11 protein-coding genes are annotated in these 14,331 nt (G+C 60.5%); 8 read left to right on the top strand and 3 right to left on the bottom strand.

Translation table 11 applies throughout. The annotated features are described in order from the left end of the window. The first annotated feature begins 205 nt into the window (after window positions 1-205). The 8 genes from A9K65_RS31640 to A9K65_RS31675 all read left to right on the top strand — a co-directional run bounded on the left by A9K65_RS31640 (window position 206) and on the right by A9K65_RS31675 (window position 10,155). Window positions 206-796 carry a NodA family N-acyltransferase gene (locus tag A9K65_RS31640; protein ID WP_064993560.1) on the top strand — a complete coding sequence of 197 codons (591 nt, stop codon included), beginning with the start codon at window positions 206-208 and terminating at the stop codon, window positions 794-796. Beyond that, window positions 793-1,434, top strand: coding sequence for a chitooligosaccharide deacetylase NodB (gene nodB, locus A9K65_RS31645; RefSeq protein WP_064993561.1), 642 nt, complete (start codon window positions 793-795; stop codon window positions 1,432-1,434). Before A9K65_RS31640 ends, nodB begins: the two co-directional genes overlap by 4 nt. A gap of 14 nt (window positions 1,435-1,448) precedes the next feature. Continuing rightward, entirely contained in the window at window positions 1,449-2,801 is a 1,353-nt protein-coding gene (nodC, locus tag A9K65_RS31650; protein ID WP_064993562.1) for a chitooligosaccharide synthase NodC, read from the top strand. 222 nt (window positions 2,802-3,023) lie between these two features. Continuing rightward, window positions 3,024-3,938 (top strand): nodulation factor ABC transporter ATP-binding protein NodI, encoded by a 915-nt coding sequence (gene nodI, locus A9K65_RS31655; RefSeq protein ID WP_064993563.1) that lies wholly within the window; start codon window positions 3,024-3,026, stop codon window positions 3,936-3,938. Between the two features lie 3 nt (window positions 3,939-3,941). Continuing rightward, window positions 3,942-4,730 (top strand): ABC transporter permease, encoded by a 789-nt coding sequence (locus A9K65_RS31660; protein WP_064993578.1) that lies wholly within the window; start codon window positions 3,942-3,944, stop codon window positions 4,728-4,730. A gap of 116 nt (window positions 4,731-4,846) precedes the next feature. After that, the gene (locus tag A9K65_RS31665; RefSeq protein WP_064993564.1) at window positions 4,847-5,584 is read left to right on the top strand and encodes a sulfotransferase; all 738 of its coding nucleotides are present in this window, start codon (window positions 4,847-4,849) and stop codon (window positions 5,582-5,584) included. Window positions 5,585-5,722: 138 nt separating this feature from the next. Further along, window positions 5,723-6,898: an efflux RND transporter periplasmic adaptor subunit gene (locus tag A9K65_RS31670; RefSeq protein ID WP_086081372.1), complete on the top strand. Its 1,176-nt coding sequence runs from the start codon at window positions 5,723-5,725 to the stop codon at window positions 6,896-6,898. An 80-nt stretch (window positions 6,899-6,978) separates the two neighbouring features. Continuing rightward, window positions 6,979-10,155, top strand: a complete 3,177-nt coding sequence (locus tag A9K65_RS31675) for an efflux RND transporter permease subunit (protein ID WP_086081373.1) — start codon at window positions 6,979-6,981, stop codon at window positions 10,153-10,155. A 209-nt stretch (window positions 10,156-10,364) separates the two neighbouring features. On the opposite strand, the gene A9K65_RS31680 is transcribed toward A9K65_RS31675, so the two are convergent. The 3 genes from A9K65_RS31680 to A9K65_RS31695 all read right to left on the bottom strand — a co-directional run bounded on the left by A9K65_RS31680 (window position 10,365) and on the right by A9K65_RS31695 (window position 13,889). Continuing rightward, on the bottom strand, window positions 10,365-11,039 hold the full coding sequence (locus tag A9K65_RS31680; protein ID WP_224655970.1) for a transposase: 675 nt from the start codon (window positions 11,037-11,039) through the stop codon (window positions 10,365-10,367). Between the two features lie 821 nt (window positions 11,040-11,860). Next, window positions 11,861-12,703, bottom strand: a complete 843-nt coding sequence (locus tag A9K65_RS31690; RefSeq protein WP_064994854.1) for a TIM barrel protein — start codon at window positions 12,701-12,703, stop codon at window positions 11,861-11,863. A 565-nt stretch (window positions 12,704-13,268) separates the two neighbouring features. Beyond that, window positions 13,269-13,889 (bottom strand): FMN-binding negative transcriptional regulator, encoded by a 621-nt coding sequence (locus A9K65_RS31695; RefSeq protein WP_064994855.1) that lies wholly within the window; start codon window positions 13,887-13,889, stop codon window positions 13,269-13,271. Window positions 13,890-14,331 lie beyond the last annotated feature (442 nt).

Raw genomic sequence — 14,331 nt, forward strand, 5'->3', positions numbered from 1 at the left:
AGCAAGCCCTAAAGGAACTTGATGCTTGCGTGGGTGCCGGACAGCATTTCTGGCGTACGCCTTCCGGTGTCGACCGGATCGCATGTCCAGTGCGGCTAAAGTTCACCGGTGACCTGCGAAAGCCATATCGCGCCGGCTCGACGCGACAAGCTCCCCGTCATTAGGCGCTTACCTCAGGAAAACAGGAACGGACAGAGGTCTTTCCATGCGCTCTGAAGTGCAGTGGAGGTTGTGTTGGGAAAACGAGTTGCAACTGCATGAGCATGTCGAGCTGTCAGACTTCTTGCACAAAACCTATGGAGGGACTGGCACCTTCTCCGCAATGCGATTCGAAGGCGGCCGCAGTTGGTTCGGCGCGAGGCCAGAGTTCCGCGCAATTGGTAGGGACACGCACGGTGTAGCGGCACATCTCGGTCTACTGCGCCGGTTCATCAAAGTTGGCGAAATCGACGTGCTGGTGGCCGAACTCGGATTGTACGGGGTGCGTAGGGATCTTGAGGGCCTCGGCATCAGCTTGTCCCTGCGCAGTCTGTATCCGGCGCTGCAGCAGATGGGCGTTCCATTCGCTTTCGGCCAGGTTCGGCACGAAATGCGAAATCACATCCAGAGGCTCTGCAAGGTGGGGCTTGGGAAGATTGTGCCGGACGTTCGCATCCGCTCGACCCTGGCAGACATGCATCCCGACCTGCCGCCCACGCGCTTGGAGGACGATCTCCTCTTTGTCTCGCCGATTGGGCGGTCGATTGACGAGTGGCCGTCCGGCACCTTCATCGAGCGGAACGGTCCGGAGCTATGAAACATCTGGACCGCATATGTGAAATGTCCAGTCACTGCGCAGACGGCACCCAAGAGCGCAGCGTCTATCTCACGTTTGACGACGGTCCCGATCCCGTTTGGACACCGGAGGTCCTCGACGTGCTGGCGCAACACCGGACACCGGCGACATTCTTCCTGATCGGTGACGCGGCTGTAGACCGGCCGGAGCTTGTCCGGCGAATTATTGCGGATGGGCATGAAGTGGCCAATCACACGATGACTCATCGCGACCTGTCCAGATGCGAACCCGGCGAAGTTGAACGTGAAATAGTTGAGGCGAACAGCGCCATCAGGATGGCGTGCCCCCAAGCTGCGCTGCGGTACTTTCGTGCGCCCTATGGGAGCTGGACCGAAGAAGCTCTCAAAGTCTCGGCGAGCACTGGATTGGCACCCCTGCATTGGTCAGTCGATCCGCGAGACTGGTCTCGCCCCGGCGCGGACTTGATTGTCGATGCAGTTCTCGCCGGGGTCCGCCCGGGCGCGATTGTGCTCCTTCACGACGGGTGTGACTGCTCTCGAAGGAATCCACGCGACCAGACCGTTATGGCGCTGTCCCGCCTGATCCCAGCGCTGCACGACCGCGGATTCACAGTCCGACCCCTTCCTCAACATCATTGAACAAACGAGATCCTATGGACCCGCTTACCACAGCCAGTACCGTCGCCGTTTCGTGTTACGCGCTGCTCTCGACCGTTTATAAAGGCATGCAAGCGGTTTATGCGCAGCCGGGACACGTTGCCTCAAGCTCGGACGACTTGCTCGCCTTCGACCTTTGGCCGAGCGTGGATGTCATTATCCCCTGCTACAACGAGGAGCCGCGCACACTTTCGGCCTGTCTGGCTTCGGTTGCAAACCAGGAATACGCCGGAAAGCTGCACGTCTATGTGGTTGATGACGGTTCTGGAAATCGCAACGCCCTCATGCCGGTGCATCACGCCTACGTAGACGACCCCAGATTCACCTTTATTCAGCTCCCCCACAACGTCGGCAAACGTAAAGCACAGATCGCCGCGATCCGTGGTTCGTCTGGAGATTTCGTGCTCAGCGTCGACTCTGACACGACTCTCGAGCCCGACGTGATCGCGAAACTTACCGCAAGGATGCGGGATCCAGCGATCGGCGCCGCCATGGGCCAGCTGACGGCATCCAACCGGAGCGACACTTGGTTGACCCGGTTAATTGACATGGAGTACTGGCTCGCTTGCAACGAGGAACGGGCAGCGCAGGCCCGCTTTGGTGCGGTCATGTGCTGTTGCGGCCCCTGTGCAATGTACCGCCGCTCTTGTCTGATGTCGCTGCTGGATCAATACGAAACTCAGCTGTTTAGGGGCAAACCTAGCGACTTCGGCGAGGACCGCCATCTTACCATCCTGATGCTGAAAGCAGGCTTTCGGACCGAGTACGTTCCGGACGCCATCGCGGCGACAGTCGTTCCGGACAAGATGGGACCCTATCTGCGCCAACAACTACGCTGGGCACGAAGCACTTTCCGCGACACGCTGCTGGCACTGCGCCTGTTGCCGGGCCTCGATCGCTACCTCACGTTGGACGTGATTGGACAGAATCTCGGTCCATTGTTGCTCGCGGTCGCTGTACTCGCCGGGCTCGCAGAGCTCGCATTGGCAAATACGGTGCCTTGGCCAACGGCAATCATCATTGCCGGCATGACGATCATTCGATGCACCGTGATAGCTTTGCGTGCACGCCAAGTCCGGTTCTTCGGCTTTTCTCTGCACACGTTCATCAACATCTTTCTCCTACTTCCCTTGAAAGCTTATGCGTTGTGCACCTTGAGCAACAGTGATTGGCTGTCGCGCAAAAATGCCATCCAGCCCCATGGGAGCAAGAAGCCGATCATCGTCGCAAACCCGATCACCAGGGCAAATGGTACAGGCAGTCCGGGAATTGCCGGCTCGAATCGTACTGATCGTTCGCGCGATTCTGCACAGCTGGTTGAGCCTGGCGTTCTTCACAGCTCCGACTGAGCACTTGGGTAGAGAATACGTCGTGAGCTTAGGCATACATCAACGATCAGACCGAGAACCAGCCGAAAGCGACTGTAGCCTTCGACCCTTTTTTGCGCGGCTGCTACAATCGCTTTCTCTCATTCCTCAAGGACCAGCACAGGTACCAGCTGCTCTGGACCAGAACCTCGAAAGTAAGCTGCCGGCCGGCCGATTGGCCTGTTTTCAGCCTGAGATAGACGTATGTCCAATGTAGCAATCGACCTTGACCAGGTAACCAAGTCATTTGGCAGCAAACTCGTTGTGAAAGGGTTGTCCTTCACTGTGGGGACGGGAGAGTGCTTCGGCCTGCTGGGGCCGAACGGTGCAGGCAAGAGCACCATTGCCCGCATGCTCCTCGGCATGACCCGGCCTGACTCCGGTAAGATCACGGTGCTCGGGGTGCCGGTGCCGGCTCGAAGTCGCTTGGCCCGCAAGGGCATAGGTGTCGTTCCGCAGTTCGACAACCTGGACCTGGAATTCACGGTCCGCGAGAACCTGGTGGTGTTCGGGCGATACTTCGGCATGAGCACACGGAAGATTCAAGAGGTCGTTCCATCTCTCCTCGAGTTTGCCCGCCTTGAGAGCAAGGCGGACTCACGTGTCGGCCAGCTGTCAGGCGGCATGAAGCGGCGTCTAACGTTGGCACGCGCGCTGATCAACGACCCACAACTTCTTATAATGGACGAGCCAACTACCGGCCTCGACCCGCACGCCCGCCACCTGATCTGGGAGCGGCTCCGTTTTCTGCTGGCGAGCGGAAAGACAATCATTTTGACCACCCACTTCATGGAAGAGGCTGAGCGGCTATGCGATCGGCTGTGTGTACTGGAGCGGGGACGCAAGATTGCCGAGGGCAGCCCTCATGCGTTGATAGACGAACATATTGGATGCAATGTGATCGAGATCTTTGGCGGCAATCCGCAGGAGCTGACTTCGCTAATCAAGCCGTACGTTCAGCGCATTGAGGTAAGCGGCGAGACACTCTTTTGCTATGCGCCCGATCCAGAGCAGGTGCGTGGCCAGCTTCGCGGGCGCGCAGGTCTGCGGATTCTGGAGCGCCCACCAAGTCTGGAGGACGTCTTCTTGCGGCTAACCGGACGCGAGATGGAGAAGTGAATGATGCGTGAAGATCTTGCGGCGGCACTGCCCGCCAACGCGTGGAACTGGATTGCGGTGTGGCGCCGCAACTATCTGGCGTGGAAGAAGGTCGCATTTGCGTCTCTTCTCGGTACTCTCGCCGATCCTTTAATTTACCTTTTCGGGCTCGGTACTGGTCTTGGCCTAATGGTGGGTCAGGTTGAAGGCGCCTCGTATATTGCCTTCTTGGCAGCCGGGATGGTCGCGACAGGCGCGATGACCGCATCGACCTTCGAAACAATATACGCGGTTTTCAGTCGCATGCGCGACCTGGGCACCTGGGAAGCAATCCTGCATACACAACTCACGCTGGGCGACATCGTTCTCGGTGAATTGGCGTGGGCAGCCACCAAGGCCTTTCTCGCAGGCACGGCAATTACCATTGTTGCTGCTACGCTGGGCTATGCGGCGTGGACGTCCGTGCCCTATGTGCTGCCGGTGGTCGCTCTCACCGGCTTTGCCTTTGCCAGCCTCGCAATGGTCGTCATCGCGCTCGCGCCCAGCTACCACTATTTTATATTCTATCAGACGCTCGTCATCACACCCATGCTGTTCCTGTCTGGTGCGGTCTTTCCAGTCGGCCAACTGCCAGGCGCCTTTCAGCGCGTCGCGGCCTTCTCCCCGCTGGCGAACTCTATCGACCTGATCCGTCCGGTAATGCTCGGCCATTTGGCAGACAACGTCGGGCTGCATATCGGCGCACTTTGTATGTACGCCGTATTGCCGTTTTTCCTCTCTGCTGCGCTGTTTCGTCGACGTCTGATGCGTTGATGCTGCTGCGACCGGCACGAGAGGATTGAGTCCAGTTCAAGACATAGCAGCCGAGCTTGTTGTGCCCTGGTCTGCCCTAAACCCTCGCGACCGCTACTAGCTGGAAACACATAGCAATGACTCACCCCACGCCTACGCCTCAGCCTTTTGTGATCCTTGCGATGCCAAGGACTGGCACACACTATCTCGAGGAATTGCTAAACGAGCATCCGACGGTACTAAGCAACGGTGAGCTGCTCAATGAGTATGATGCCAATTGGCCCGGGAAGGATCGCCTGCTACGCACCGATCGTGAGCTCCTCGAACAAGCCTACTTGCGCTATCCCACGCCAGACTACAAGAAAGTGACGCATGTCGGCTGCAAGATCAATGAACCCCAATTTCGCGAACGCCCAGCTTTTTTTGCCGAACTGACTCGTTGGCCAGCCCTCAAAGTCATTCTCGTAACTCGAAATATATTAGAATCGCTACGGTCCTTTGCACAGGCAAGACAAAGCGGGCAATGGCTGAAATTCAGTTCGGACGCCGCTCGGCCACCGCGCGTCCGATTGTCAATCGCTGACTGTGAGGCTTACTTCAAAGCCGCGGACGATTTCCACGCGCGCATTGAGCACTCCTTCACGTCGAGCCAGCTGCTCGTAGTGGAATACGAGAGCCTCCTTCACGAGCCCGCTGCTTGCTTAGGAAAGGTTTGGGATTTCCTGGGCGCGCCGACCATCGAGCTATCTGATCCAGCCAACCTTCAGCGCCAGGAAACGCGAGCGCTAGACCAGACCGTGCAGAATTTTGATGAGTTGCAGCTCCACTTCGCGGATGGACCTTACGCCCGGTTCTTTGAAGCGGGGACTCTCTGACTGGCGCCGTTCTCGGTTCACGGTCGCAGCCTAGCTTCTGTGCCATCTGATCGTGGTCGCTTCCCTGGGTTGGCTTCTCCGGCATCAACGAGGACCGCTTGCCTCATACAGAGGTGAACCCGCGGTGGAAAAATGACGATGCCCAACATCAGGTTTCACAAGCTTGCAGCCATTGTTGTGCTCATTGGTTTCGCGGCGTGGATGGCGACAGGCGAGTTTTCGTCGGTCGGCAGCGTAGCCGCCAACAAAGCCAAGGCAGCCGAAGCCGAACAGGCCAAGGCGCCGGACGCGGCCAAGCCGAAGACGGCTGAAGCCGAGCCGAAGGCACCGCTGCGCACCGTTGCGGTGGTGACGCCGCCACGCAAGACCTATGCACGCGCCATCCGCATTTCCGGGCTGACCGAAGCCGACAAGCGGGCGGTGCTGGCGACGCGCGTCGCCGGTGTCATCGACAAGCTGCCTGTCAAGCAAGGCGATCACGTCAAGACGGGGGATCTGGTGCTGATGCTTGCGGCGGAAGAAAAGATCTCGATGGTCGACAATGCAAAGCAGTTGGTGGTGCAGCGCCAGGCCGAGTTGGACGCAGCCTTGCGGCTGATGAAGACCGGCAATCTGCCGAAGCTGCAGCTCGACACCGCGCGCTCGAACCTGACCTCGGCGCAGTCGCAACTGGAAACGGCACAGGCCGAACTTGACCGCAACGAGGTGAAGGCGCCCTTCGACGGCGTTATCGACCGGGTGCCGGTGGAACTTGGCAGTTCCATCATGCAGGGCGGCGAGGTGGCAACCATCCTCAAGCTCGATCCGGTGATTGCCCGCGGCGAAGTCAGCGAGCGCGATCTCGGCTACCTGAAACTCGGGGACAAGGCCACCATACGGCTGGTCAGCGGCCAGACCGTCGAAGGCACCGTGCGCTACATCAGCCGCGACGCCTCTTCGGCGACCCGCACCTTCCGCGTCGAGGTTGCCGTCCCCAATGCCGACGGCTCCGTGCCGGCCGGCATGACGGCGGAAATCGCACTCAGCGCGCTGCCGACCGATGCGGTGCTGCTGCCGCGCTCGGTGGTGACGCTCGGCGACAAGGGCGACCTCGGCATCCGTGCCGTCGGCAAGGACAACAAGGTTGCGTTCTTCCCCATCGACCTCGTCGACGACACGCCGACCGGCTTGGTGCTTGGCGGCATCCCTGCCGATGCGCGCATCATCGTTGCCGGCCAGGAACTGGTGAAGGAAGGCGATGAGGTCAAGCCGGTCGAAGCCGACCAGGCAACCATCCAGAAACTGCTGGGCGAAGCGACCGCCGGCACGCAGTAGCATGGGGTACGGCGGACAGACCCCGGGCGGGGACACTTGGCTGCGACGCAGCTCGTGAAATTCAAGAACAGGCGTTAGCCATGGATATCGTCAGACTCGCAATCAACAATGCCCGCCTGACCATTTCGGTCCTCGTCTTCCTTCTGCTCGCCGGCTGGGTCGCCTATCAGTCGACGCCGAAGGAAGCCGAGCCCGACGTTCCGATTCCGATGATGTATATCAGCCTGATCTATCAGGGCATTTCGCCGGAGGATTCGGAGCGCCTTCTGCTGCGGCCGATGGAAAGCAAGCTGAAGAGCCTGAAAGGCCTCAAGGAAATGCGCTCGGCCGCCTTCCAGGGCGGCGGCTATGTGCTGGTCGAGTTCCAGCCGCAGACAAATCTGGCGACGGCCTTGCAGGACACGCGCTCCAAGGTCCAGGACGGCAAGGCCGACCTGCCGCAGGCGGCCGAAGAGCCGGTCGTTACCGAAGTCAACATCTCCGAATTCCCCGTCCTCGTCGTCACCCTGTCGGGCGAATTGCCCGAACGCGTGCTGACCGCCGCCGCGCGCGAACTGCGCGACCGTATCGAGGAAGTGCCAGGCGTCCTGGAGGGCTCGTTGCAGGGTTCGCGCGACGATCTTGTCGAAGTCGTCATCGATCCGATGAAACTGTCGTCCTACGGGTTGCAACTCGATCAGCTGATCGGCGCTGTCGGTGCCTCCAACAGTCTGGTCGCCGCCGGCAATATCGAAGGCTCGGAAGGCAAATACGCCGTCAAGGTGCCGTCACTGATCGAGACGCCCGAGGACGTGGCGGCCTTGCCCGTGGTCGCCGGCCCCAATGCCGTGGTGCAGGCCAAGGACATCGCGACGATCCGCTCGACCTTCGCCGATGCCACGACGATCACGCGCCTCAATGGCAAGCCGGCCATCGCCATCGAAGTCAAGAAGCGCATCGGCGCCAATCTGATCGACACGCTCGCCAAGGTCAGGGAGGTGTCCGACGCCTACGTCAAGACGATGCCGCAAGGCATGAACGTCACCTACACGCAGGACAAGTCGGTCTTCGTCAACCAGTTGCTCGGCGATCTGCAGAACCACGTCATGATCGCCGTCATCCTGGTGTTCATCGTCATCCTCTACGCGCTGTCGGGTCGTGCCTCGCTGCTGATCGGATTGGCCATCCCCTCATCCTTCCTGATCGGCATCCTGTTGCTGGCGATGATGGGCTACACGATCAACATGATCGTGCTGTTCAGCCTCATCCTGGCTGTCGGCATGCTGGTCGACGATGCCATCATCGTCACCGAGTTCGCCGAGCGACGCATGAGCGAGGGCATGCCGAAGGAGCAAGCGTTCGCGCTTGCCGCCAAGCGCATGGCTGGCCCGGTCATCGCGGCGACGATGACGCGCATTGCCGCCTTCTCACCGCTGTTGTTCTGGCCGGGCATCATCGGCGACTTCATGAAATATATGCCGATCACGCTGATCGTGACGCTCTCGGCCTCGATGCTCTATGCGCTGGTCTTCGCACCGACGCTGGGCGCCATATTCGCCAAGGCGCCCGCCCATCACCCCGACGACAATCGCGACGGCTGGTACATGGCCGTGGTCAAGCAGGCGGTGCATTATCCCATCACCGTGCTTGTCCTCACCGTGGCGCTGTTGTTTGGCGTGGGCTACGCCTATTCGAAATTCGGCGCCGGCGTCGAATTCTTCCCGAATGTCGAGCCTGACTACGGCCTGCTCTATGTCCACGCCCGCGGCAATCTTTCGCTTGCCGAAATGGACGCGGCCACCAAGACGGCGGAAAACCGGCTGCTCGGCTGGCCGGGCGTGAAGTCTGTCTATACCCGTGTCGGCAAGACGCAGGGCGGCGGCCAGGATGTGTCCGAGGACGTCGTCGGCGTCATCCAGTATGAATTCATCGACTGGCGCGAGCGCAAATCGGCCAACGATATCCTGAACGATTTGCGTGGCGTCATGGCCGGCATTCCAGGCGTCGACGTCGAGGTTCGCGTTCCGGAAGCCGGCCCGCAGACGGGCAAGCCGATCCAGATCAGGCTTTCGGCCGTCGACCCCAAGGGGCTCGACGACAAAGCGCGCGCGGTTGCGGCACGCATCGGCAAGGTGCCTGGCGTCATCGACATTTCCGACGGCCTCCCGCCGCCCGGCGTCGACTGGGCGCTCGAGGTCGACCGTGCCAAGGCAGCGCAATATGGCATCAGCCCAACCGCTGTCGGCACAGTGGTGCAACTGGTGACCAACGGGCTGAAGCTTTCGGAATACCGGCCTGCCGGCGCCGACGACGCCGTCGACATCAGGCTGCGTCTGCCGGAAGACCGGCGCACGCTGTCGACGCTCGACGAGCTCAGGGTGCAGACCTCGCAAGGCTCGGTGCCGATCTCGAATTTCGTCGTGCGCAAGCCGGAGCCGACGGTCGGTATCCTCAACCGTATCGACGGCGCGCGCACGGTGGTCGTCCAGGCAAACGTTGCCGCAGGCGCCCAGGTCGCGGCCGTGCAGGCGGAGGTCACCAAGGCCGTCTCCGGGATGGATCTCGGCAGCGGCATACGTTGGAAGCTGGCCGGCTCGAACGAAGACAGCGCCGAGGCCAGCGCCTTCCTTGGCAAGGCCTTCGGGGCGGCGATCTTCCTGATCTTCCTGGTGCTGCTGATGCAGTTCAACAAATTCACCAGCGTCTGGCTGGTGCTGTCCTGCGTGGTCATGGCGACGATCGGCGTGTTCCTCGGACTGCTGATAACAGGCGAGACGTTCGGCATCGTCATGTCGGGCATCGGCGTCATCGCTCTGGCCGGCGTGGTGGTGAACAACAACATCGTGCTGATCGACACCTATGACCGGCTGCGCGAAGAGGGCTGGGACAAGATGGAGGCCGTGCTGCAGACCTGCCGCGAGCGCGCGCGCCCGGTGGTGCTGACGGCGGTATCGGCCATTCTCGGCGTGCTGCCGATCGCCTTTGGCCTTGGGCTGGAAATCTTCCACCACGAGACGACGATCAACGCGCCGTCGACGCAATGGTGGATTTCGCTGTCCTCGGCGATCGTCTTCGGCCTGTCCTTCGCGACGGTGCTGACGCTGGTGGTGACACCCTCGATGCTGATGGTGTTCACCCGCGCCAAGATCAAGCCGGGCGCACGGCGCGGCTTGTTCAGCCGGCTGTACCGGCGCGGCAAGGGTGAGATCTCGTCGGATGCGCAAAAAGCGGATGCCGGTCCGGAACCAGCGATCGCCTTCCCGAAAGCCGCCGAATAGGCACGCTGCATGATTTGAATGGCAAAGGCCGCCCGGAACAACGGGCGGCCTTTTGCTTGTTTGCCCCGCAATACGGTGGGCAGTGCCTGACGCAAATGCTCTTCGACTTGCGTTCAGGTCCTTGGGAAGCGCAGACGCGTAAACTACGACCTCTCGGATAGCGGGCGTCGGACAAGAATTCTGGCGCTCCGATCCGCGATTCAGGATTACTAAAGCCCGAGCTTCCTCTTCAGTTCCGCGTTCTCCTTGCGCAGGCGTTCCGCGAGCAGGCTCTTCAGTCGCTTGTTTTCTTCCTCAAGCGCGACGAGGTCCTTCAGATCGTCACCAACCGGCGCCGGCGGCGTAGCTTTCTTCCATTGATAGTAGGTCTGTTCCGAGATGCCGGCCTGCTTTACGGCGCTCTTGTGGGTGGCGCCGCCACTGATAGACTTTTGTATGAGGGCGAGCATCTCGGCGCGCTCCTTTTCAGAGTAGGTCTTACGTCCGGTCGTCGCTGCTGGTGCTTCCTCCGCCTTAGACGCCGCGCTGGCATTCTTCCGAGCAGCTGGCCTAGGCTCAGCCTTCGCCTTCGGCGACCGTTTGGCCTTCTTCTTTTCAGGCATCTCCACTTTGGCTGCCGGTTGGGTTGTAGTTGTTACTGGTTCAGCGTCCAGGGAATTTGCCATGAGATGCTCCGCTCGCGGTTTGTGCCTGTGTTCAGCATCAAGCGCTACGACGCTTGAGTCAACAAGTCGATGATTTGGCAGATCCATCTCCTCGAGTTCTCTTCTTGTCTCGGCCGTTGCTGCGGTAAGATCGACACCGCTCCAGATGGAACCACTTCGCTTTTGAGAACTGCGCTTCTGTCTTATCTCGACCGTGAATGCCGGGGGCTGCCGCCTCATAGGTAGTTCCTTGTTGAAAACGAATTGCGCTGGAAGTCGCGGCAGGCGACGGGTGAAGGTCCGGCCGATTCTTCTGCAGTCGAGCTATATGCATCCGACCGCCCGAGCAAGACCTGTTGGTGACGTACACCGCGGACCATAACGATTCCTGCGAGTACCTAGAAGCAAGTAGGCACTATGCCATCTCTCGATATCGACCAGGTGGCGGAGTCCGCAGCATGCAAAAACTATCTATCGTGTCTTTGATTGTGCATCGACGGCAGGGGTACGAACTGAAAGGAACTGCTCAAGAGCCGATCCAATCTGTCTGTCAGTTCTGCGGGTCACGTGCCGGGACGGTGTAACTCGACGGGAGAAGCCGCTCGCGAGCGCGCGCTCAACAGCGCGGCAGTGAGCGAGCGGCGTAGGGGGGGGTTGGCGTGAAAGGGATTGAAGCGTCGGGCTCGAGGCCTTTATCGAGCGGGGGTTACATTCGCTTCGGCAGCGTGGAACGACACACGATCGATGTCTTTGAGCTGAACCCCGGACGTTGCGAGGCAGTGCTGAAGAAACCCCAAATCGGCTGGGCGCAAGCTCGCTTGACTTAGATCGGGCTACGCTAATGTTCGCCCCTCAATCAGACATGGTCTAACACAAAAGTTTCGATAGCCCGCCCCCTCAGCACCAGATCCAAGGTTTCGCCTTGCCGACCCATCTACTTGGCAGGGCCGCCCAAGGCGGTCCATGGCCAGTCTTGAAACAATGGCGACCCGCAAAGCACCTGCATGATCAGGGCACAGGAGCGATCTCCAATGACTTCTCCGCTCAATTGCCTCCGCGCCTCAAACCGGAACTCGCCTGAGAAGCCCGCGTCGGATGAGATCGATGCTGGCGGCAAATGCGCCTGCAAAGTCATTTAACGCATGGACCTCCTCCACAAGCTCAAAGGAGAAGGGGCCCGAATAGCCGCCATCGAGTAGCGTCCGGATTTGGCTGCAATTGTCCGAGCCGCCCAGGATGCGATCCGGGCGAATCCAGAAGGTTGGATCGTTTATGCTCGAAATGTGCACGAGACCGGTCAAGTCGCAGAAGAAGGACGTCTCGCTGGCAAGCGTGTGGTGGAATGTATCGTGGACAAGCCGGAAGGCGGACTGGCCATCAACCGAGGCAATGGCGCTAGCCGCTTCTTTTTTCGACCGAAGTGAGGAGGTCTGGAACCCAAGCGGCTCGATATACCCAACGAGACCCCGCGACTGAAGTATTGGCTTTAGCGCCTTTAAGGCGACGCGGAGATTGCCTTGGCGCTCGGCATTGGCGGACCGCGAACCGTCGTTCACCGGCACCAGCATGAGCGCCTGGGCGCCGCAGGCGGCCGCATAATCGGCGAGCTTGCTGGCCTCGGCTTTGCGGGCGGGAGTCCACTCGTCGAATCGCTGCAAGGCGTTGACTGAGATAATCGTGACTCCCGCTTCGGCAGCGGCAGCCCGGATATCCGCCGACGGCTTGCCGCGCACAACAGCCTTGCTGCAAGGATTAGTCCGGACTTGCACGTCGGTCAGACCGAGATCGCGGGCGAGTGCGAGGAACGTCATGACGTCAAGCCCAGGTGTCGCCATATGGTCGAGCGCAAACCGAAGCGGCGCCAGGCGCACGGAGTGGCGTTCTTTCATCAAGGCGGCCGCCATTCGCGGCTCACTGGCCGTTTCTCGATTTTCAAGGCCGAAATGTTCGGCATAGGGAGGCGAGCCGGTCGAAGTCACCCGCTCTCTATTCATAGGATTGTCTATCATTGTGAGCCGACTTTCACGCAACGGGTACCACCGCGCCTCTTGAGACATTCATCTGCTAAGCGAAATGACCGAAGATGGATCCAGCCTACCCAGCCGCTTCTGCAGAGTGAGTACCAGGCCGCAAGGATGCTGAACCGCTCCGGAGCCAAACTGATGTGGCCGGCTGCTCCGCCGTAGCGAGGTGGACGGCCAGTGCAATCATAGGGCCTCCCCGACCTCTCCCTCAGGCTCTGATTCAATCCAGGACGCGCTGCTGTGCGGCCTTTAATGGCTCTGGGCACAAGGCCAACGCGTCGGCGAGCGTATTGAACGCAATCGGGGCGACCGCCGGCGAGACTGCGGGCGACAACATAGAGTCGCCGAGCACCAGGCGTTATCGCCAGCACAAAAGCCGCGGCAAGGCGTGGGGCGAGTTGCGTCAAATTTGTCATGGTGGTCGATACCAACGAAGTTTATGTTGCTAAGGGATGAAGGAGGCGACCTCACGGTCAGATGCCCGCTCGCTCGCTGCGAGGCCCGCAGCCACTCCGGCACGGTCGGCCGCGTTCCGATTCTGGCTCATCTTGCGCTTGCCCTCGATCCTCGTGATCGACATGCGCAGACCCACAATTCCGCGGAGTTGGGCCTGCACGAAATCCGACGGCGCATCCGACACCGCCCAGGGCGAGACGCGCTCACCCTCTTGGTGGTCGGTCAGGCGATTCACGGCCTCCAGCAGCCTCCCGGTGTCCTCGAAGAACTCGACCGGGCCATAGGCGTGGACGGTGACGTAATTCCAGGTAGGCACAACCTTCCCGGTTTCCTGTTTGGTCGCATACCACGCCGGGGTCACGTAAGCTTCCGGCCCCATGAAGATGGCCAGACCGTCGCCCAGCGGGGGAACACGGCACTGTGGATTGGCCTTGGCGAGATGGCCGTAGATCACGCCGTGCTCGCCCTCGCTTTCATCAAGCAAGAGGGGCAGCGGCGAGGCGAAGAGTCCCTCGGCCGTCGCGGTGACGAAGTTCGCCAGAGGAGATGCGCGGACGCTCGCCCGCAGGAAATCCATATCATCATCGCGGAAGGCGGGAGGGGTGTACATCGGGGGAACTCCGTGTGTGCGCTGCAGGTCGGGATACCGGCAATCTGACCCTCAGGAAACAGCCAGTTAATTACAAATGAAGTCGTCCAGTTGGTGAAGTGACCTGGCGAGCCCAGATCATCGGGCCAACTATCTTAGTGGCCCAACAGTCGTAGAGGGCCGTGTGTCCAGCTTGCGTAGCCCAGCAGGACCTGTGTGACGCCGAGCTGGCGCCGTCCTCCCGGGTTGGCAAAATTAATTAGGACACAGCATGTGCCGCCGAGCCGCTGGCGGTGTCGGCGGCAAGCTCGCGACCCGCAGATATGGCTGCGTACCGATCTGCTCGGGAAGTTAGCCTTCGAAGGAGGCGGAGAGCTCCCCCGACGGGTGAGCATACGCCTCTCGATCGACATCTCTGATAGGCTTCCGTGCTGCCGGCCTGCCTATCAGGCCGCGCATGCAG

This window comes from Mesorhizobium sp. WSM1497 (assembly GCF_001672455.2).
Taxonomy (GTDB): domain Bacteria; phylum Pseudomonadota; class Alphaproteobacteria; order Rhizobiales; family Rhizobiaceae; genus Mesorhizobium; species Mesorhizobium ciceri.